At 65.9% G+C, this 20,299-nt stretch carries 19 protein-coding genes and 2 pseudogenes; 12 read left to right on the plus strand and 9 right to left on the minus strand.

Features of this window, described 5'->3' with window-relative positions; all coding sequences use genetic code 11:
- Positions 1-81 precede the first annotated feature (81 nt).
- Both AWB66_RS17380 and AWB66_RS17385 read left to right on the plus strand, forming a co-directional pair.
- Complete coding sequence (locus tag AWB66_RS17380; RefSeq protein WP_087631416.1) at positions 82-1,302, plus strand: helix-turn-helix domain-containing protein; 1,221 nt, start codon at positions 82-84, stop codon at positions 1,300-1,302.
- Between the two features lie 35 nt (positions 1,303-1,337).
- Positions 1,338-2,018: a Vgb family protein gene (locus AWB66_RS17385; RefSeq protein WP_087631417.1), complete on the plus strand. Its 681-nt coding sequence runs from the start codon at positions 1,338-1,340 to the stop codon at positions 2,016-2,018.
- Here the strand turns inward: AWB66_RS17385 and AWB66_RS34400 are convergent.
- Positions 2,015-2,170 (minus strand): annotated as a pseudogene (locus tag AWB66_RS34400) (LysR family transcriptional regulator); the annotation flags it as partial. The gene AWB66_RS17385 and the pseudogene AWB66_RS34400 overlap by 4 nt on opposite strands.
- A 43-nt stretch (positions 2,171-2,213) precedes the next feature.
- On the minus strand, positions 2,214-2,390 hold the full coding sequence (locus tag AWB66_RS33705) for a hypothetical protein (RefSeq protein ID WP_159462915.1): 177 nt from the start codon (positions 2,388-2,390) through the stop codon (positions 2,214-2,216).
- A gap of 163 nt (positions 2,391-2,553) precedes the next feature.
- On the opposite strand from AWB66_RS33705, the gene AWB66_RS17395 reads away from it, so the two are divergent.
- Positions 2,554-3,378, plus strand: coding sequence for an isocitrate lyase/PEP mutase family protein (locus AWB66_RS17395; RefSeq protein ID WP_087631418.1), 825 nt, complete (start codon positions 2,554-2,556; stop codon positions 3,376-3,378).
- 20 nt (positions 3,379-3,398) lie between these two features.
- Here the strand turns inward: AWB66_RS17395 and AWB66_RS17400 are convergent, their stop codons facing one another.
- The gene (locus tag AWB66_RS17400; RefSeq protein ID WP_087631419.1) at positions 3,399-4,067 is read right to left on the minus strand and encodes a DNA-3-methyladenine glycosylase I; all 669 of its coding nucleotides are present in this window, start codon (positions 4,065-4,067) and stop codon (positions 3,399-3,401) included.
- A 136-nt stretch (positions 4,068-4,203) separates the two neighbouring features.
- Here AWB66_RS17400 and AWB66_RS17405 point away from each other — a divergent pair, with 136 nt between their 5' ends.
- Positions 4,204-5,127 (plus strand): DNA-3-methyladenine glycosylase family protein, encoded by a 924-nt coding sequence (locus tag AWB66_RS17405; RefSeq protein ID WP_087631420.1) that lies wholly within the window; start codon positions 4,204-4,206, stop codon positions 5,125-5,127.
- 16 nt (positions 5,128-5,143) lie between these two features.
- On the opposite strand, the gene AWB66_RS17410 is transcribed toward AWB66_RS17405, so the two are convergent.
- Positions 5,144-6,037 carry a LysR family transcriptional regulator gene (locus AWB66_RS17410; RefSeq protein WP_087631421.1) on the minus strand — a complete coding sequence of 298 codons (894 nt, stop codon included), beginning with the start codon at positions 6,035-6,037 and terminating at the stop codon, positions 5,144-5,146.
- 84 nt (positions 6,038-6,121) lie between these two features.
- On the opposite strand from AWB66_RS17410, the gene AWB66_RS17415 reads away from it, so the two are divergent.
- From AWB66_RS17415 to AWB66_RS17435, 5 genes and pseudogenes are all read left to right on the plus strand, one after another.
- A complete protein-coding gene (locus tag AWB66_RS17415) occupies positions 6,122-6,898 on the plus strand; it encodes an NAD(P)H-dependent oxidoreductase (protein WP_087631422.1) in 777 nt (258 codons plus the stop codon).
- Between the two features lie 161 nt (positions 6,899-7,059).
- Positions 7,060-7,497 carry a carboxymuconolactone decarboxylase family protein gene (locus AWB66_RS17420; protein ID WP_087631423.1) on the plus strand — a complete coding sequence of 146 codons (438 nt, stop codon included), beginning with the start codon at positions 7,060-7,062 and terminating at the stop codon, positions 7,495-7,497.
- Positions 7,498-7,575: 78 nt separating this feature from the next.
- Positions 7,576-8,233: pseudogene (locus tag AWB66_RS17425) on the plus strand (NAD(P)H-dependent oxidoreductase).
- Between the two features lie 29 nt (positions 8,234-8,262).
- The gene (locus tag AWB66_RS17430; protein WP_087631424.1) at positions 8,263-8,688 is read left to right on the plus strand and encodes a cupin domain-containing protein; all 426 of its coding nucleotides are present in this window, start codon (positions 8,263-8,265) and stop codon (positions 8,686-8,688) included.
- Between the two features lie 375 nt (positions 8,689-9,063).
- Positions 9,064-10,353, plus strand: coding sequence for an MFS transporter (locus AWB66_RS17435; protein WP_087631425.1), 1,290 nt, complete (start codon positions 9,064-9,066; stop codon positions 10,351-10,353).
- 43 nt (positions 10,354-10,396) lie between these two features.
- On the opposite strand, the gene AWB66_RS17440 is transcribed toward AWB66_RS17435, so the two are convergent.
- Positions 10,397-11,389: a LacI family DNA-binding transcriptional regulator gene (locus AWB66_RS17440; RefSeq protein ID WP_087631426.1), complete on the minus strand. Its 993-nt coding sequence runs from the start codon at positions 11,387-11,389 to the stop codon at positions 10,397-10,399.
- A 193-nt stretch (positions 11,390-11,582) separates the two neighbouring features.
- Here AWB66_RS17440 and AWB66_RS17445 point away from each other — a divergent pair, with 193 nt between their 5' ends.
- Positions 11,583-12,404 carry an NAD-dependent epimerase/dehydratase family protein gene (locus AWB66_RS17445; RefSeq protein WP_087631427.1) on the plus strand — a complete coding sequence of 274 codons (822 nt, stop codon included), beginning with the start codon at positions 11,583-11,585 and terminating at the stop codon, positions 12,402-12,404.
- Positions 12,401-13,306, plus strand: coding sequence for an SMP-30/gluconolactonase/LRE family protein (locus tag AWB66_RS17450; RefSeq protein ID WP_087631428.1), 906 nt, complete (start codon positions 12,401-12,403; stop codon positions 13,304-13,306). The genes AWB66_RS17445 and AWB66_RS17450 overlap by 4 nt, the downstream gene beginning before the upstream one ends.
- Positions 13,307-13,345: 39 nt before the next feature.
- Here the strand turns inward: AWB66_RS17450 and AWB66_RS17455 are convergent, their stop codons facing one another.
- Positions 13,346-14,593, minus strand: a complete 1,248-nt coding sequence (locus tag AWB66_RS17455) for a DUF1479 domain-containing protein (RefSeq protein WP_087631429.1) — start codon at positions 14,591-14,593, stop codon at positions 13,346-13,348.
- Between the two features lie 92 nt (positions 14,594-14,685).
- Between AWB66_RS17455 and AWB66_RS17460 the strand changes: the two genes are divergently transcribed.
- Complete coding sequence (locus AWB66_RS17460; protein WP_087631430.1) at positions 14,686-15,618, plus strand: helix-turn-helix domain-containing protein; 933 nt, start codon at positions 14,686-14,688, stop codon at positions 15,616-15,618.
- A 4-nt stretch (positions 15,619-15,622) separates the two neighbouring features.
- Here AWB66_RS17460 and AWB66_RS17465 read toward each other — a convergent pair whose 3' ends face one another.
- The 3 genes from AWB66_RS17465 to AWB66_RS17475 form a co-directional block, all read right to left on the minus strand.
- Positions 15,623-16,525 carry an SMP-30/gluconolactonase/LRE family protein gene (locus AWB66_RS17465; RefSeq protein WP_087631431.1) on the minus strand — a complete coding sequence of 301 codons (903 nt, stop codon included), beginning with the start codon at positions 16,523-16,525 and terminating at the stop codon, positions 15,623-15,625.
- A gap of 30 nt (positions 16,526-16,555) precedes the next feature.
- Positions 16,556-17,503 (minus strand): 3-hydroxyacyl-CoA dehydrogenase, encoded by a 948-nt coding sequence (locus tag AWB66_RS17470; protein WP_087631432.1) that lies wholly within the window; start codon positions 17,501-17,503, stop codon positions 16,556-16,558.
- 687 nt (positions 17,504-18,190) lie between these two features.
- Entirely contained in the window at positions 18,191-20,290 is a 2,100-nt protein-coding gene (locus AWB66_RS17475) for an ABC transporter permease (protein WP_087631433.1), read from the minus strand.
- Positions 20,291-20,299: the final 9 nt, after the last annotated feature.

Below are 20,299 nucleotides of genomic sequence, written 5' to 3' on the forward strand. Positions count from 1 at the left end.
CTCGCTCCCGGATCGTCGTGCTAGATTAGTACCGGGCTTCGGACGGCGGGAGTGACAAGTGTGGCGGGATTCGACTAGACGATGGACTCGCTGATCACGGCGGCGGCGCGTGCGCTCGCAGCCGGCGATCCGCTCGGCGCGCTGAACCGCGTGGCCTTGCGCGACGACGCGCCCGCGCTCGCACTCCGAGGCATCGCGATGGCGCAGCTCGGCGACCTCGTGCGCGCGAAGGCGCTCGTGCGCAGCGCGGCCCGCGCTTTCGGTTCGAAGGAGGCGGTGGCGCGGGCGCGATGCGTCGTCGCCGAGGCGGAGATCGCCCTCGTCTCGCGCGACCTGAACTGGCCGACGAAAGCGCTCGACGCCGCGCGGGCGACGCTCGAAGCGCACGGCGACCGGCTGAACGCCGCGCATGCGCGCTATCTCGGCGTGCGGCGTCTGCTTCTGATCGGTCGCATCGACGATGCGGAGCGCACGCTCGACGCGCTCGACCCGACGCCATTCCCGCCCGCATTGCGCGCCGCCCACGAACTGGTCGTCGCGGGCATCGCGATGCGGCGCCTGCGGACGAAGCCCGCGCGCGCGGCGCTCGCCCGCGCCGAGCGCGCCGCGCAACAGGCGCGCATCCCCGCGCTCGCGGCCGAAGTCGAAAGCGCTTACCTCGTTTTGAACGCCCCTGCGGCGCGCCTCATCGCACGCGGCGAGGAACGGCTGCTCCTCCTCGACGACGTCGAGGCGCTGCTTGCGTCGGAGGCGCTGGTCGTGGATGCGTGCCGTCTCGTCGTGCGCGATGCGCGCACGCGGGTGCCGCTCGCAAGCCGGCCGGTGCTGTTCGCGCTCGCGCGTGCGCTCGGCGAAGCATGGCCGTCGGACGTGCCGAGAGATGTGCTCATCGCGCGGGCCTTTCGCACCAAGCACGCTGACGAAACGCACCGCGCGCGCTTGCGCGTCGAAATCGGGCGGCTTCGCGCGATGCTCGGGCCGCTCGCCGACGTGAACGCCACGAAGCAAGGCTTTGCGCTCTCGCCACGCGGCGCGCGCGAGGTCGTGGTGATGGCGCGGCCCGTCGAAGAGGCGCATGCGGCGATGCTCGCCTGTCTCGCGGACGGCGAGTCGTGGTCCAGTTCCGCCCTTGCCCTTGCGCTCGGAGCCAGCCAGCGCACCGTGCAGCGGGCGCTCGATTCGCTCGCGACGGCAGGCAAGGTGCAGTCCTTCGGCCGCGGACGGGCGCGCCGCTGGATGACGCCGCCCGTGCCCGGATTCACGACGACCTTGTTACTCCCCGCCTCGCTGTCGGGCGACTAGGATGGGAGCGTGAAACCTATAAACAGGATCCGACCATGAACCGATCAGCGGCTGAAATCGTGCGTGAATATGGGCCCTTTCCGGGCATCGACAAAGTGCATGGCGTCACGTACGACGGCCAGCAAGTGTGGTTCGCCACGGGCGACAAGCTGAACGCGCTCGATCCGGCGAGCGGCGAGACGGTGCGTTCGATCGACGTCGCGGCCCATGCGGGGACGGCCTTCGACGGCGAGCATCTGTATCAGATCGCCGAACAGCGCATCCAGAAGATCGATCCGAAGACCGGCCGCGTGCTCGCCACGATCCCGGCGCCCGGTGGCGGCGGCGATTCGGGACTCGCGTGGGCCGAAGGAACGCTCTGGGTCGGTCAGTATCAGGAGCGGAAAATCCATCAGGTCGATCCGCAGACCGGGGCCGTGCTTCGCACCATCGAATCCAACCGCTTCGTCACCGGCGTCACCTGGGTCGATGGAGAACTCTGGCACGCCACGTTGGAAGCGGGCGAGAGCGAACTGCGGCGGATCGATGCGCGCACGGGCGAGTTGCTGGAGCGTCTCGACATGCCGGCTGGCGTCGGCGTGTCGGGGCTCGAATCCGATGGCGGCGACCGGTTCTACTGCGGCGGCGGAAGCAGCGGGAAGGTGCGGGCCGTCCGACGGCCGAGGCGTCAGGCGGACGACCTCGAAGGCACGAACGATCCGGACGACGCGGCTTAGGTCCGCGCCGCCGTCAATTCGTCCACTCTCGACAGAAATAGTTCGAGCGTGGGCGAAGCATTCGCCCGGCTCACGACCGACCACGGCAGCAGGTTGTTCGCCTACTCCGGCATCAGCGCGAGGCCGCGCGTGGAAGCGACGAGCGACATCGACGTCGTTCTCCCGCGAAGCTCTGGAGACCGAAGGATCGCGCGTTCAAGCGCGCATGCTCCTGCCGCGCAGGTCGTCGAGCACGGAGGCCACGGCGAACACGACGAGGATCGTGGCGAACGGAACCGACGCGACGAAACCGGCGTGCCTGAATCCAAACGCGCCCGCGAGCCAGGCGGTGCGATTGCGGGCAGTCAGGCGGCGAAGGTAGTGGATCGGCATGACGGCGGGAGACCGGCATCGAGCGCCAATTCCATGCCGTGAAAATTTCCCGCATCGATTGTTTTCCGCACGCGGCTAGCCCAGTAGCCAGCTGCGGCTCGCCGGGCTATCCTGCAATGCGTTCCAGTCAATCCGTTGAACACAACTCGAAAGGAATCGATCCATGCCGCGTTCGACCGCAGAAAAGCGCGCAACGTTTCGCGCGTTGCACGATGAGGGCTGCTTCGTATTGCCGAATCCGTGGGACATCGGAAGCGCCCGCTATCTGGAGAGCCTGGGGTTCAAGGCGCTCGCCACGACGAGCGCCGGTTTCGCGTGGACGCTCGGCCAGCCCGACAACGGCGTCACGCTCGACCAGGTGCTCGCCCATCTTCGCGACATGGCGTCGGCAACCGACCTGCCGTTGAACGCGGACTTCGAGAACGGCTTCGCGCACGATCCGGCCGAGCTCGCCCATAACGTGCGGCTTGCGCTCGATACCGGCATCGCGGGCCTGTCGATCGAAGATGCCACCGGCGACGCCGCCAATCCGATCTATCCGCTCGACGTCGCGATCGCGCGCATCGAAGCGGCCCGACGCACGTTCGACGAAGCCGGCAACGACGCGCTCCTGATCGGCCGAGCGGAGAACTTCCTGCACGGGCGCAACGATTTGCGCGACACCATCGCCCGCCTGGTCGCCTATCGCGACGCGGGCGCGGACTGTCTGTACGCGCCGGGCCTGAAGACGCGCGAGCAGATTGCCGAAGCGGTCGCCGCCGTGGCACCGGCGCCGCTGAACCTGCTTGTCAGTTCCGCGACGGATCTCACCTTCGACGACATCGCCAGGCTCGGCGTGCGTCGCATCAGCGTCGGCAGCGCGCTCGCGCGCACCGTGTGGGGCGAGTTCATGCGCGTGGCGCAATTGCTGGCGGGCGGAAGCTTCGACGGGTTCGCCAAGGCCGCGTCGAATCCACAGCTCGACGCGTTTTTCTCGGGCAAGCGTTAGCGATCCGCGTTTTCGCCGTGCTACTCGCGCGGCCACACGCCCGACGACCCTCGGCGATGACTGTCGACGAGATGCGTATCGACAATGCCCGTCGCTTCCATGAGCGCGTGCATCGTCGTCGGGCCGACGAAAACGAAACCCTTCGCGCGCAGCGCCTTGCTCAATGCAACCGATTCGGCCGACGTGGTCGGGATGTCGGAAAGCAGCGTGGGCGCGGGCGTGACCTTCGGCTGGAACGACCAGATGAACGCGGCGAGCCCGCCTTCATCGCGCAGACGCACGGTCGCCCGTGCATTGCCGATGGTCGCGAGAATCTTGGCGCGGTTGCGAATGATGCGCTCGTCGGCCATCAGGCGCGCGACGTCCCCTTCCGAAAAAGCCGCGACGGCGTCCGGATTGAAATCGAGGAATACTTCGCGGAACGCGTCGCGCTTGCGCAGGATCGTCGCCCACGAGAGTCCCGACTGGAACGCTTCGAGGCTCAGGCGCTCGAACAGCCCGCGCTCGTCGCGCACGGGCATGCCCCATTCGGTGTCGTAATACGCCTGCAGCAACGCATCCGTCGCGGCCCACGGCGGACGCGCGAGACCATCCACGCCGACGATCACGTCGACCGGTTGCGTCCGCACGGGACGCGCCGCTTTTTTCGCCGCGCGCTTGGCGGGCTGACTGTTCTTCTTGGTGACCACGTGTCCTTTCTCTGTCGATGCGCATTGTCTGACCGTTCCATCTTATCGCCCGCGCGCGCCTCGCGCGGCAAAGCGCCTACACTGTGACCCTCACTGTCATTCACGCGGGCCGGGAAGCTCGCGTTCGCAAGGAATCATGGCGACTCCCATCCATCAGGCCAGGACCACGCTGGAACTCCCGTTCAAGACTCCGTTCGACTGGACGCATCTGCTCTCGTTCATCGCGGGGCGGGCGTCGGCAGGCGTCGAATCGGTCGAAGGGAGCACCTACCGCCGCGCGATCGAATGGAACGGTGACAGCGGAACGATCGAGGTCACGCGTCATCCGCGCAAGCATCGCCTCATCGTGACGATCGACGGCGACGTGCGGCGTCATCAAGACGATCTCGCCGCGCCCGTCGCGCGCATGTTCGACCTGCACGCCGATCCCAAAGCAATCGACCGCACGCTGTCAGCTGACCCCTGGCTCGCGCCGCTGGTCGAAGCCTCGCCGGGGCTGCGCGTGCCGGGCGCGTGGTCGGGCTTCGAACTCGTCGTCCGGACGATCGTCGGGCAACAGGTGAGCGTGAAGGGCGCGTCGACGATCATGAGCCGCATCGTGCAGCGCGCGGGCAAGCGCATCGACGGCCATCCGCACGAAGGCACCGCCTGGCGCTTCCCGACGCCCGCCGAACTGGCCGCAGCCAATCTCGACCTAATCGGCATGCCGACCAAGCGGATCGCCACCGTGCAGCGTTTCGCGCAGGCCGTCGCGAGCGACGCGCTGCCGCTCGACACGCCCGGCGCCGATCCGCTCGCGTTGCAGCGGGACATGCTCGCGATGCCCGGCATCGGGCCGTGGACCGTCGGCTATGTCGCGATGCGTGCATTGCGCGATCCCGACGCGTGGCCGGAAGCCGACCTCGTGCTGATGCAGGCCATCGCCCGGCGCGACCCGTCGCTCGTGAAGGCGGCGCAGCAGCGTGCAAGGACCGAGCGCTGGCGTCCGTGGCGCGCGTATGCCGCGATGCATCTGTGGAACGGCGTCGCCAGGGAAACGGGGCTTGCGCGAGGCGGTTAAGCGCCGCCGCATCGCTTCACACCGAAGCCGCGATGTGTTCCCGCAGCCATGAATGCGCGGGGTCGCGATGCGAGCGCTCATGCCAGAGCATCGCCATCTCGTAGCCCGGCACATCGACGGGCGGCTCGACGATCCTCAGCGCAGGCGAATCGCGAACGAGCCGCGCGGGCAGCATTGCGACGAGATCGGTGTTCGCCAGCACCGACATGACGAACAGGAAGTGCGGCACGGACAGCACGACGCGCCGCGTGAGACCCGCTTCCGACAACGCTTCATCCGTAACGCCGCGAAACCCGCCGCCATCCGGCGACACGATCACATGATCGAGTGCGCAGAATTGCGTTCGCGTGGGCTTTCTTTTCAGGCGCGGATGACCCGCGCGCCCGGCCAGCACATATCGCTCGGTAAAGAGCGGACGGCGACGCAAGCCCGCTGGCGCTTCGTCGCTCGTATGCAAGGCCAGATCGATCACGCCCTGCTCCGCTTGCCTCGCGATGTGCGGCGGAGCGAGTTCCAGAACCGCCAGCCGCGTGCGCGGTGCCGCCGTGCGCAATCCGCCGAGCGCCGGCAGCAGAACCGTCGATTCGCTGTAGTCGGTCGCGGCGACGCGCCACGTATGAGTCGCCGAAGCCGGGTCGAAAGGACTGGCGGGCGACACCGCGCGTCCGAGCGCTTCGAGCGCTTCCCTCAGTGGCGCGCGCAACGCGTCGGCTCGCGCGGTGGGCCGCATCCCGCGCGGCCCCGGCAACAGAAGCGGATCGCCGAAGATGTCCCGCAGCTTCGCGAGATGCACGCTCACCGATGGCTGCGAGAAGTTCAGGCGTTCCGCCGCACGCGTGACGTTGTGTTCGGAGAGCAGCGCATCGAGCGTGACGAGCAGATTGAGATCCAGCCGCCTGAGATTATTCATCGCAATACCTGCAATATTGGAAATTCATTTCCAATATACCGGACGCAAACCTATCCTGCCTGTTTCTGGCAATGGAGGTCATCCATGAATATTCTTGTGGTCTACGCGCATCCCGAACCGCGCTCGCTGAACGGCTCGCTCAGGAATTTCTCGGTCAAGCGACTCGAAGAGGCGGGACACGCCGTTCAGGTTTCGGACCTGTACGCAATGAACTGGAAGGCATCGCTCGATGCGAACGACAGCCGCGTCGCACCGCGCGATCTGCGCTTCGATCCATCGCTCGATTCGAAGCATGCGTTCGAGCATGGCCTGCAAAGCGAGGACATCGCGCGCGAGCAGGAGAAGCTGAGATGGGCGGACACGCTCATCCTTCAGTTCCCGCTATGGTGGTTCTCGATGCCGGCGATCCTGAAAGGCTGGGTCGAGCGCGTCTATGCCTACGGCTTCGCGTATGGCGTCGGCGAGCACTCCGACGCGCGCTGGGGCGACCGTTATGGAGAAGGCACGCTCGCGGGCAAGCGGGCGATGCTCGTCGTCACCGTGGGCGGCTGGGAGTCGCACTACAGTGCGCGCGGCATCAACGGACCGATCGACGACATCCTGTTCCCCATCCATCACGGGATTCTGTATTACCCGGGATTCGACGTCCTGCCGCCGTTCGTGGTCTACCGGACCGGCCGGACCGACGAAGCGCGATTCGCAACCCTGTGCGACGAACTCGGACGACGTCTCGACGACCTCGCGAATACGGCGCCTATCGCCTTTCGTCCACAGAACGCGGGCGCGTACGACATCCCCGCGCTGACGCTGCGCCCGGAGATTGCGCCTGAGATGAACGGCTTCGCCGCGCACATCGGCTAGGCGGTTCCCGCCACCGTCCGCGCCGCTCTCCTGAAACGGGTCCCGAAGACTGCGCACTGGCTACCTCGAATTCGCCAAAACTGGTCGTTTTCGAAGGCCAGTCGTGCGCGTAATCTGTCTTCATCGCATCGCTGCATGCGTTCAACCCTCAGGAGCCCATCATGGAACAACGTCTCGACTTCTACAAAGCCAACCCCGCCGCCATCGAAGCGCTGGTCGGTGTCGAAAAGCGTATCGGCAAGTCGGCGCTCGAAAAATCGCTGACAGAACTGGTTCGTCTGCGTGCGTCGCAGATCAACGGCTGCGCGTACTGCGTCGACATGCACACGACCGACGCACGCAAGGGCGGCGAAACGGAGCGCCGCCTGGCGACGGTCGTCGTATGGCGCGAAACGCCGTTCTTCACCGACCGCGAACGCGCCGCGCTCGAATGGACGGAAGCGCTGACGCTGGTGTCGCAGGAACACGTTCCCGACGCCGTGTGGAACGCCGTGCGCCCGCATTTCAGCGACGAAGAACTCGTCGACCTGACGCTGCTCATCACCGCCATCAATGCGTGGAACCGCTTTGCGATTGCGTTCCGCAAGCTGCCGGCCTGACGTCGCGCGCATCCGTCATTCGAACCGCCGCGGCACACGCGGCCACTTCAGTCAGTCATTGTTTCCAGGAGAAAAGTCGTGAAAGTCATGCATGTGGATGCGAGCGCGAAGCGCGAACGATCCAACTCGCGCGCGTTGAGCCGATTCTTCATTGAGCGTCTGCGCACCGAAGGGGTGGACGTCGAAATCGACTACCTCGACGTCACGGTCGATACCCCGCCGCACGTCACCGAAGCGTACGCCATCGCCATCTATACGCCGGAGAAAGACCGCACGCCCGCGATGAAAGCGACGCTCGCCGCCTCCGACGCCTTGTGCCGGCGCGTGCTCGAAGCCGACGCGCTCGATGTACAACTGGTCGATGCCCTCCGCCTTCAAAGCTTTCGTCGACAGCATCACGCGCACCGGCATCACGTACCTGCATACGGAAGACGGCCGCATCGAGGGGCAGCTCGGACGCCAGAAGGTGATCTTCATCACGAGCCGCGGCGCCGATCTGCGCCCGGGCACGCCGTTCTCGTCGATGGACGCGCTCACGCCGTCGCTCAGAGCCGCGTTCGGGTTCCTCGGTGTCGCGGAGCCGGCCTTCGTCGATGCGCAGCCGCTCCAGTTCTCGGATCAGGAAGCGCGCACCCAGGCGCTCGAACGCGCACGCGACGAGTTGTCCGCGATCGCGGCGCGCTGGGCGCAAGTGGAAACGTCATCGAACGTGCAAGAAGAAGCCGGCGCGCTCTGACCGAAACGCACATTCTCAGGAGAATCATCATGAATATCCGCTCGATGGCGGCCGCCGCGCTTGCCGTGCTGTCGCTCGCGACGGCTTCGCAAACCGCCTTCGCCGCCGAAACCGCCGCGCACGAAACGATCACGCCGGCACTCGCCGAAGCAATTCCGAACGTTCCCGGCAAAACGATGACCGCGCTCGTCGTCGAGTACGCGCCCGGCGCCAAGTCGCCGTCGCATCGGCACGGACAGGCGTTCGTCGTCGGCTATGTGCTCTCGGGCGCGATCCGCAGCCAGGTCGATGGCGGCGAGACACGCGTCTTCCACGCGGGCGAGCACTGGACCGAAAAGCCCGGCGCGCATCACACGGTGAGCGAAAACGCGAGCGATACCGAACCGGCGAAACTGCTCGCGATCTTCATCGCGGACACGAAAGACAAGAATCTCGTCACGTTCGACAAGAAATAGCCCCCGACGCCGCGCAACGCGGCGGATTCAGCACCCACGCCGCCCTCACGACTGGAAACGCGAATCGCGTTTCCGGTCGTTTCAATTTCCCCGGCGCTCGATTGCTCTCGTCAGACGAATCTGCATCATCGTGCGCATTTTAGAAAACGATTAACTTAAACGAAGCGTGGCACGACGGCCTGACGCGCCGGACCCCGGGAAACCGAGCACTAGGCAACCTCAGGCAAAGCCACTATTCTAAAAAAACGTTTTCCAAACATGGCAGACGCAGCGCACGGCAAGCCTCGCCGCGCGACGCTAAAGGCCCCGGCGCTCGTCGCCATTACCGATCAGAGAGCGCGGCGCGACGAGCGATGCCGCGTAACGGAGACACTCATGAACACTGCCGTCGCCGGCGTCGTGCGCGCCGCCAGCCGCTACCGCTGGACCGTGTGCGCGCTGCTATTCTTCGCGACCGTCATCAACTACATGGACCGGCAGATTCTCGGCCTGCTCGCGCCGCTCCTGCAGCACGACATCGGCTGGACGCAGATTCAGTATGGACGGATCGTGATCGCGTTCTCGGCGTTCTACGCGGTCGGTCTCCTGTGTTTCGGCCGGATCGTCGACTGGCTCGGCACGCGCGTTTCCTATGCGCTCGCCATGCTGGTCTGGAGCATCGCGGCGATGCTGCACGCGGCGGTGGGGTCGGTGACCGGTTTCGCGATGGTGCGGGCGCTGCTCGGCATCGGCGAAGGCGGCAATTTCCCGGCCGCGATCAAGACCACGGCGGAATGGTTTCCGCGCCGTGAACGCGCGCTCGCCACCGGCATCTTCAACTCGGGCGCGAACATCGGCGCCGTGTTTGCTCCCGCGATCATTCCGCCGCTCGCGCTCGCCTTCGGCTGGCGCGCGGCATTCGTGATGATCGGGGCAATCGGCATCGTCTGGCTGGGCTTCTGGTTCGCGTTCTACCGCTCGGCCGATCCGGCTTCCCGCGACGAGGAAATGGCCGAAGCGCAGGACGAAGTCGAAGCGCTCGACGCCGCCAACGTCAACGCCCGCGCGCCGGGCTGGGGCGTGCTGATCAAGAAGCGCCAGACGTGGGCGTTCATCATCGGCAAGTTCCTGACCGATCCGGTGTGGTGGTTCTACCTGTTCTGGCTGCCGAAGTGGCTCAACGAATCGCGCGGCATGGACATGCAGCACATCGGCCTGCCGCTCGTCGTGATCTACGCGATGACGACCATCGGCAGTATCGGAGGCGGATGGATTTCGTCGGCGCTGTTGCGTGCCGGCTGGAGCGTGAACGGCGCGCGCAAGACCGCGATGTTCATCTGCGCCTGCTGCGTGCTGCCGATCGCGTTCGTCTCGCAAGTCGACAATCTGTGGGGCGCGGTGGCGATCGTCGGTCTCGCGGCGGCGGCGCACCAGGGCTGGTCGGCGAATCTGTTCACGACCGCATCGGACCTGTTCCCGAAGCGCGCGCTCGGCGCCGTGGTCGGCATCGGCGGCATGGCCGGTTCGATCGGCGGTGTGCTGTTCTCGGAAGTGATCGGCCAGGTGCTGCAACGCACGGGCCACTACTGGGTGCTGTTCGCGATCGGCGCCTCGGCGTATCTCATCGCCTTCGCGATCATGCACTTCCTCACGCCGCGCATGCAGCCGGCGAAACTCGAGGTCTGAAGCAATGCGGCGCCCGCCCGGTTCGATGCGCGGGCGCCGCGTTTCAACGGCAGGGCGCCGTCGAGTCCCGCACGATCAGCCGCGGTTCGAACATCGAATGCCCGGTATCCGGATGACCCGCGAGCGCGTCGATGAGCTTTTGCATCGCGAGCTCGCCCATCTTCTCGCTTTGCACGTCGACGGTGGTCAGCGCGGGCGACGCGTACTCGCTGTAGGGCACGTTGTCGACGCCCGTCACCGAGACGTCCTCAGGCACGCGAATCCCGAGCGAAGCCGCTTCCTTCATGAAACCGAGCGCGATCAGGTCGTTGTAGCAGATCACCGCCTGCGGCCGGTGCGGCCCGAGCATCACGCGCGAGCAGGCATGTTCGCCCGCGCGGGCGGTCGGCGCGTGGGCGTCGTGAACATCGAGCGTGAGCCCCACTTCGTCGAGACACTCGCGCACGCCGCGAATCCGCTCGTCGTTGATGCGCGCGTGTCCGAAGCCGAGATACGCGATCTGGCGATGCCCGAGATTCACCAGATGCCGCGCGAGCATGTAGGCGGCCAGCCGGTTGTCGATGCCGACGCTCGGAATCGGCAATTCGTCGCTGCGGCGCAAGAGCACGAGCGGCTTGCCGAGATCGAGCATCCACCGCGCTTCCTCGTCGGAGAGACGCGAGCTCACGATCAGGCCGTCGACGCGCTGCGCGAGCGCTTCGATCAGCGGGCGTTCGAGCGCCTGCGTTTCGTCGATGTCGACGAGCAGCAGCGTGTAGTCGTGCCGCAGCGCGATGCGGTTCGCGCCTTTCACGACGTTCGTGAAGTGCGGATTGGCGATGTCGAGAATCGTGAGGCCGATGGTGCGCGTGCGTCCGGTGATCATCGAGCGCGCGAGCGGGTTCGAACGGTAGCCGAGGTCCTCGATGGCGGCCTTGAGCTTCGCCTCGACGGGCGCCGAGAAGCGCTGCGCGCCGTTCATGTACTTGGAGACCGTCGCCACCGATACGCCGGCGGCGGCAGCGACGTCGCGAATCGTCGGGGAAAGTTTTTTCATACGGAGGGTAACGTTTTCTCTGTTTGTTAACGGATTGTCGCAGAAAACGCGATTCGCGGGCATGCGCCGGGCAGGCGATCCATTCGGGAAACCGCCACCGGCAGGCGCCAATTGACGTCGAACGACAGCCGCCGTTATAGTCTGGAAAACGTTTTCCTTAATCAAATTTTCGAAGCACCTGGAGGAATTTCCCATGAACCCGACACGAAAACCCTTCCACCGCCTGCTCCTGACGGGCGCGGCCGGCAATCTGGGCTGTCAGCTTCGCGGCGCGCTCGCGAACTGGGCCGACATCGTGCGCGTGAGTGACATCGCCGCGCTCGGCGAACCCGCGCCGCACGAAGAAACGAACGTCGTCGATCTGTCCGACCGCGAAGCGGTCATGCATCTCGTCGAAGGCGTCGATGCGATCGTGCATCTCGGCGGCATTTCGATCGACGCGCCGTTCGACGACCTGATCGAAGCCAACATCCGCGGCACCTACAACCTCTACGAAGCGGCCCGCCGGCACGGCGTTAAGCGCGTCGTGTTCGCGAGCTCGAATCACACGATCGGTTTTCATCCCGTGACCGAAGTGCTCGACGCCGACTCGCCGCAGCGCCCGGACAGCCTCTACGGCGTGACGAAATGCTTCGGCGAATCGCTGTCGCGCTATTACTACGACCGCTTCGGCATCGAGACGGTGTGCCTGCGCATCGGTTCGTCGTTCGAGGAGCCGAAAAATGCGCGCATGCTCGTCACGTTCCTGAGCTATCGCGATTTGATCGAACTCGTGCGCTGCTCGCTCTTCACGAACCGCGTCGGACACGTCGTCGCATACGGTGCGTCGAACAATCCGGTTAAGTGGTGGGACAACACGAAGGCGGGTTTCCTCGGCTTCAACCCGCGCGACAGCTCCATGCCGTTCGCCGAGCGCTTCCCGGCCTCGGCCCCGACCGACGACCACGACGATCCCGCCCAGCGCTTCCAGGGCGGCCCGTTCGTGCTCGGCGAACCGATGGAGCGCAGCCGATGAGCGCCGCGCCGCGCGTGGAGCGGCTCGACGCGGCCGGGCGCGCGACGGTCGGCGAGTGTCCCGTGTGGCACGCGGGCGAAGCGTCGCTGTATTGGGTCGACATTCCGGCGCGGCGCATCGTGCGGCTGGAGGTCGCGAGCGGGCGTCGCAGCGAATGGGCGATGCCGGAACAGGTCGCGTGCTTTGCGTTCGATCGCGACGGCACGGTGCTCGCCGGGCTCGAAAGCGGCCTCTTCGCGGTGACGCTGGAAGGCGCCGACGCCACGACGCGCCCCCTCGCCGCGCCCGATTTCGCGGCGGACGGCATGCGCTTCAACGACGGCCGCTGCGACCGCCAGGGACGCTTCTGGGCCGGCACGATGTTGCAGGACATGTCGCTTGCCAGCACGGCCGGCGCGCTCTATCGCTTCGACGCGAATGGCACGCTCTCTTCACCCATCGTGGACGGGCTGGTCACGCAGAACGGCCTCGCGTGGTCGCCGGACGGCACGACGCTGTATCTGTCGGATTCGCATCCGACGCGGCGTCTCATCTGGGCCTTCGACTTCGACATCGAAACCGGCACGCCGCACAATCGACGCGTCTTCGCGGACCTGCATCACTATTCTGGCCGCCCGGACGGCGCCGCCGTCGACGCCGACGGCTGCTACTGGACCTGCGCGAACGATGCGGGGAAGCTACTGCGCTTCACCCCGCAAGGCCGGCTCGACCGCGAGATCGCGGTGCCGGCCAGCAAGCCGTCGATGTGTGCTTTCGGCGGCAGCGATTTCGACACGCTGTTCGTCACCTCGATCCGCCCGGGCGCGAACGCGAACGACGACGACGGCCACGTGTTCGCGCTCCGCCCGGGCGTGAAAGGATTGCCCGAGCCGCTCTACGCCGGTCGCTTGTCGGTCGCGTGACGGCGGCGTTTTCGCCGCGCGCGCACGAGTGAGCGCCATTCAGAGACCGAAGCCCAGTTGCGCCTTGCCGAGAGGCGTCAGGCTGGCTTCGGTCGCTCTGCCGGCGAAATCGGTTTCGAAATGGTCGGCCGGGAAATCCGGCGGACTCTCTCCCTTCAGGAACGCCGGCAACTGGCGCCGCAGATAGGCATCGTTCTTCGCGCAGGCCGGCGCCGCCGAGATGTACATCACGTTGCTGTACCCCCTTCCGCGATGCGCATCCTCCACCGCGTGGATCACGTCGCTGTGCCAGAACACGGTGTCGCCCGCCTGCATCTGCGGAATCGATGAGAGCGCCTCTTGCAGCGGACCGTGCCACTGCGGCTTGATGGACAGCGCACGGCCGGGCTGGGCGCCGCACAGATCATCGTCAGCGACGTCGTCTTGCAGCGCGCGCAAGAGCACATAGACCATCGCATTCGCGATCGGCACGAGTTGCAGCGTGCCGTCGCCGGGGCCTTGCGGCGTCAGCGCCGTCCAGCCCTGAAACGTGCGGAACATCGAGCAGACGGCCGGCGACGGCAGCTCCCGCACCTCGGGCCGGTAAGCGGCATCGAAGGCGTCGTAGCGACGCCAGTCGCCGCTGAACACATGCCGGTAGACGCGCCTGAAGTTGTCGTCGAGCCATCGTTCGACCGAGCCGCCGTCGCAATGCGCCGACAACCCCAGCGACTCCGACCCGGGCGGGCGGCGTCGCAGGCGGTCCGCGTAGACGGGAACCCGCTCGGGATCGAAATGGACGCGGCCCTCGCTCTCCCATTTCCACAGCCGGTTGAGGAACACGCGCGTTTGCGTGAGTTCGGGCGATTGCCGGGCCTCGACCTGCGGCGCGGACCAGTAGATGCCGTAGATCTGCGGCTTGCTCGACGTCAGATTGCCGAAATACTTGTCTTCAGCCCGATGCGCGAGTTTGTCGTCGAGCCGGTTTTCCTCGACATACGCGGCGATGCGTGCGTCCCATTCGCCCGCGCGTTCGAGACTGAAAACGCCGCGCACGACGCACGCGCCGCGTTCCTTGACGCGCGCGATCTGTTCGTCGCTGACCCGTCCGTCCGCGATGTCCGGGAAGCGGATTTCGGGGATCACCGATTCGCCGCGCCCGCGCTCTTTCACGATGAGGGCGACCTTGCGCTCGATCTCCGCCTCGACCTGCCCGAACACCTCCCTGTAGTTGGGCAGCGCCGCCCGGAGTTGTCGTTTCACTGCGCGGATCGCGGACGGCAAGTCGTCGATTTGAAGGGCACTCATGGCGTCTCCTGATGTTGTCGAATGCCCTGAGCTTAGTCCGATGCGCCCGCTCCGAGTGATACCATCCGGTCAACTTCTTTGCGTTTCCGGACATGAAACCTTCCTACGAACATGTCGCGATGGGCGCGGGCTGCTCCGTGCGCGTCTTTCATCGAAAGCTGCCGCGCATTCCTTTCGAATGGCATCACCATCCCGAGTACGAACTCACGCTGACGATGAACAGCCGCGGCAAGCGCTACATCGGCGATTCGATCGCGACCTATGAAGGCGACGACCTCGTGCTGGTGCCGCCGGATCTGCCGCACACGTGGTCGTCGAACCGTTCGATCGACGGCAGCGCGCCGCAGGTCGCTATCGTCGTGTGGTTCAGCGGCGACTGGGCGCGGCGGGTGGCCGACTGCTGTCCGGAGTTCGAGGCGCTGCATCGGCTGCTGAGACGCGCCGCGTGCGGGCTGGCGTTCGGTCCCGAAGCGGGCGCCGCGCTGCGCGCGCGTGCCGCGGGACTGCTGTCCGACTCGCCGCGCGAGCGGCTCGGCGTCGTGCTCGATGCGCTATGCGCGCTCGCCGATGAAGACGCGACGCCGCTCGCGTCGCCGAGCGCATTCGACGTCGACAGCGCCGGACGCCCGTCGGGCCACGAGCCGGAGCGGCTCAACCGCGCGCTGGCGGTGATCGAGGCGCGCTTTGCCGAGCGGCTGACGGTCGGCGAACTGGCGGCGGCCGCGAGGCTTTCCGAACGCACGCTCAATCGCTATTTCATGCAGCATCTCGGCGAGAGCGCGGTGCGTTATGTGAACCGCGTGCGCGTCGGTCACGCCTGCCGGATGCTCGCCGATACGTCGTGGCCGGTCTCGGTGATCGCGGCACGCTCCGGCTTTCCGAACGTCGCCCATTTCAACCGGCAGTTCCGCGCGCTCAAGGAGACGACGCCGGCCGCCTATCGGAAGGAGTTTGCCGGCGCGGCGCACAGCGCGGCCGATGACGAACCGCTCGACTCGCGCTCGCCCTCGCTGGAACGGCGCTGATTCGCTAACCGCCGAAGCGCGGCTCCGGCAATCCCTTGACGCCGAGTCCCGTCACCGCGAACAGTCCGCCCTTGTCGCGCTCTTTCTGCGGAATGCCCCACATCGGGCGCCCCATCGTCGTGACGTACAGAGTGTCCAGATTCGGGCCGCCGAACATCACGCTCGTCAGGTTGCGCACCGGGAACGGCACGACGCGATCGAGCGTGCCATCGGGCGCGTAGCGCAAGATGCGTCCGCCGAACACGAGCGCCGACCAGACGTAGCCTTCCGCATCGACGGTCGCGCCGTCGAAGGTGCCGGCCATGTCGCGCGCCGAGGCGAACACGCGCCGGTTCGATGCAGCGCCCGTCTCGATGTCGTAATCGTAGGCGTACATCTGCTTGTCGTAGGTGTCCGTGAAATAGAGCGTGCGATTGTCGGGGCTCCAGCACGGACCGTTCGAGCAACTGATCCCGCCGTCGAGCCGCGTCACCTTGCCGTCCGTATCCAGCCGGTACAGGCCGCCGCTTCGCGTCGAACGTTGCCCGCGATCCGCGTCGTAGCGATCGAAATCGTAGGCCATCGTGCCCGCGATGAACCGGCCCTTGCGATCCACCTTGCCGTCGTTGAAGCGCGTCTCGGGATCGTCGCTCTCCGGGTCCGCGATCAGCTGGACCGTCTGCTTGTCGAAGTCGTAGAAATGCAGGCCGTTCGCGAGCGCGACCACCGCGCCGCCCTTCTCCCTGAGCGCCATCGAGCCGATATGGCGCGGCACGAAAAAGCGCTCGACTTCGCTGCCGTCCGCGCGGCAACGGTAGATCTCGGCGGCGGTACTGTCGATCCAGTAGAGCCGTTCCTCCTTCACATCCCAGAGCGGCCCTTCGCCGAGGTGATTGTTCGCATCGACCAGCAATCGCGTTTCGATCATCGTCGTCTCCGTGTTGGGTTCAGCGGCGCTTCAGTCCTGTTCCTTCTTTGCGATCGCGCGGCGATGGGCGAGCAGCGCCATCAGCCTGCGATCGCGCCAGCGGCTGCGCGTTTCGATGTCGCCGCGATCGAGCACCGCACGGCGCTCGGCATCGAGTTTTGCGATCGTATCGGCGGACCAGCCGAACGGCACGCGCTCCGCCGCAATCGAGCGATAGGTGCCGCCATAGCGATCCGCGTAGTCCTGCACGCCGCCCGGCGCGTTCAGGTCGATGGTCTCGAACGGGCCCATGAAGGACCAGCGCATGGCGAGGCCGTCGCGCATGACGGTGTCGAGATCGGCGGCGCTTGCGTAGCCTTGCTCGTAGAGGCTCATCGCTTCGTCGAGCACCGCGCCTTGCAGGCGGTTGAGCAGGAAGCCCGCGATCTCGCGATTGACCGTCACCGGCTTCTGCCCTGCTTCCTCATACAGCGTGCGAGCGCGCTCTAGCGTCTCGCGCGCGGTCCAGGGCGCGCCGCACAGTTCGACGAGCGGCACGAGCGAGGGCGGATTCACCGGATGTCCGACGAGACAGCGCGCGCGGCCGTGCAAGCCTTCGGTGAACGTCGACGCGGGCAGGCCGGAAGTGGAACTGGACAGCAGGGTGTCGGGTTGGGTCAAGCGGTCGAGTTCGGTGAAGAGTGCGCGCTTTGCCTCGACGATCTCCGCGATGTTCTCCTGCACGAGTTCGACGTCGCGCACGGCGTCCGCGAGGCTCGCGCATGGCGTGATGCGCGCGACGATCGCGGCGACATCTTCTTCGATCAGGCCGAACTCGGCCAGGTCGCGGACGCTTTCACTGATCGCCGGCAGCGCGCCGTCGAGCATCGCGAGGTCCGCGTCGTGAAGGTGCACGTCGAAACCCGCGCGCGCGAATACTATCGACCATGCCCGGCCGATCCGGCCCGATCCGATTACCGCTATTCGTCGATTTGCCATCGATGTCTCCTGGTTTTGTGCTTGCGTGGAACTTGTTTTCGCGTCGGTCTATTGGCTCTGCCCCTGTCCGGGGCGGGACTTACTTTCTTTGCTGCTGCAAAGAAAGTAAGCAAAGAAAGCAGCTTTTCTGGCAGCAGTCACAACACGGCAACGCTCTAGAGTTACCGAGTGGACATACCGCCTAAGTGTCGCCCTCAAACATCCACCCGGCTTGGCGCGCAGTACGGCTGACACCTCTCGAACTTCAACAAAGTGGTATGCGCTCCGTTCAGCTCCGTCCGCGCTTCGCTCGGACGATGGGCACAACAAGAACCAGTGGTTTGTAACGACCGCGAAGCTCAACCGCGCGACTGATGTACCTCTCGTTAGCGAAGCGAAAACGGATGAATGACTGCTGTGCCAATCTTTTCACTGTGCGATGACACAGTGGTTAATCGCACCAAGCCCGGTTAGTCCTTTGAGGGCGACCCTTAGGCGGTATGTCCACTCTGTTCTTCAAGTGCGTTGCCGCCTTAAGACTGCTGCCTAAAAAAGCTGCTTTCTTTGCTTACTTTCTTTGCAGCAGCAAAGAAAGTAAGTCCCGCCCCGGACAGGGGCAGAGCTAATAGACCGACGCGAAAACAAGTTCCACGCAAGAGAAGAGCAAGAGCAAGAGCAAGCGCAGCGAAAAGAACCCCGACCAATCCCTCAAGCCTTCTTATCTCGCAGAGTAATCACGGCCGCAAGCACGACGAGCCCATTGACGATGTCCCGCACGGCCGGCGGCACGGTCGTCCCTGCGAGCAGCGTCCCGAGCGCGGTGAGCAAGAGCGCGCCACCGAACACCCCGATATAGTGCCCGCGCCCGCCCGTAATCAGGGCGCCCCCCACGACGACGACAGCAATCGACGGCAGCAAGTACGGATCGCCCATGCCGAGAAACGCCTGGCTGCTAAAGCCTGCAAGCAGCAACCCGACGATGGCGGAGCAAAGCCCCGAAAGACAGTACACGGCGATCAGCGTCGCGCCGACCCGCACGCCCGAAAGCTTCGCGGCGATGGGCGAATTGCCGACCGCATAGACGCGCCGCCCGAACGCCGTGCGATGCAGCAGCAACAACGCCACCGCGAGAAAGACCGGCACGCTCCACGCCGCGAGCGAGAGCGGCCCGAAGCGGCCGTTCGTGAACTCGCTGATCGAAGACGGCGCCCAGCCTTGCGGTGAGCCGTTGCAATAGATCAGCGTGAGACCTTGAAGCAGCCCGTTCGCGGCAAGCGTGACGACGATGGGCGGCAGTCCCAGCACCACGACTCCGACGCCATTGAACACACCGACGAGCAGCCCGACGCCCAGCACGAGCGGCACCGCCCACACCGCCGCGCCGTTGATGCCGTGCGTGAGACCGGTAAGCAGCACGCCCGACAGCGTGATGAGCCACGGCATCGACAAGTCGAGGCCGCCCGTCAGGATCACCGCGCCCTGGCCGAGCCCGAGGATCGCGAGAAACAGCGTGAGCGTGAGCAGGCTGCTATAGAAGTTCGCGCTCGCGAGCACGCCCGGCCCGTAGACGAATCCGGTGATCGCCACCACCGCGACGAACAGCAGATACGCGGGCATCACATACTTGACCCATTCGCGATTGCGCTCGATCCAGTCGCCGATCGCACGGCCTTTCAGCTCCGTGTTGTCGATCGGACGAAAGTTCTCTACTTCGAAGCTGACGCGACGCGCATCGCCGCCGTCCTTCGCGCGCGTGCCGGTTCGCAGCGCCTTGAGCCATTTCGACGCATAGCGCGCGCAGTGATGCGCGGCGGACTGCTTGCCGATCGACGAACCCAGCACGGCGAGAATCAGGATCACTGCCTCGGCGATCGTCGTGAAGAACGCCGACACGTTCAAGACGAGCAGGATGTTCACGGTGATCATGAGCGTCATCGCGGCGAAGACGGTGCCGACGCATCCGCCTCGTCCGCCGCCGAGCCACGTCCCGCCGAGCACGACGGCCGTGAACATCGAGAGCAGCAGCGGCCGGCCGACGAGCGGATCGGCGGAACCGGTCTGCGCGGATACGTATAAACCCGCCGCCGCGTAGAACATGCCGGCGAGCGCGTAGGTCGCGATGCGGTAGCGCGTCACCGGCATGCCGTTGGCGTACGCGCCGTCTGGATCGCTGCCGAGCGCATAGAGGCCCACGCCGAAGCGCGTGCGCTTCACGAACGACCAGACGACGAGCGCGAGCACGAGCACCGCGGCCGACATCGGTACCTTGTCGGCAATCAGGTCCGATGTGACGAGCGCGCCGAACTGTTCGCCGATGCTGCCGCCCGGCTTGTTCTGGATCAGGAGCGTGAGGCCTTGCACCATGAACATCGTCGCGAGCGTGACGACGATGGATTGCAGGCGGAACCACGCGATCACCGCGCCGTTGACGAGCCCGATGCCGCCGCCTATCGCGATGATGAGCGCGACGCCGCCCCACTGTTCGAGCGGCGTGCCCTGCACGAAGCGCACCGCGAGCACGTTGGAAAGCGAGACGACCGCCGACGCCGACAGATCGAAGCCGCCCGCGAGCACGACGATGGTCTGTCCGATCGCCGCGAGCGCGAGCGTCGTGCTGCTCGATATGACCGAGCCGATGTCGTACATACCGACGGGCGTCGCGGAAAGCGACACCCACGCGATCAGCATCGCGAGCAAGGCGCCGATGGCGATGATCAAACCGCGGTAATGATCGATGCGCGCGCCCAGCCCGACGCGCGCGCCGGGCCGCACAATCTCGCTATCGGGCGACGCAATGGCGTTGTTCATGAAGCACCT

Source organism: Caballeronia telluris (assembly GCF_001544495.1).
In the GTDB taxonomy this organism is placed as follows: Bacteria; Pseudomonadota; Gammaproteobacteria; order Burkholderiales; family Burkholderiaceae; genus Caballeronia; species Caballeronia telluris.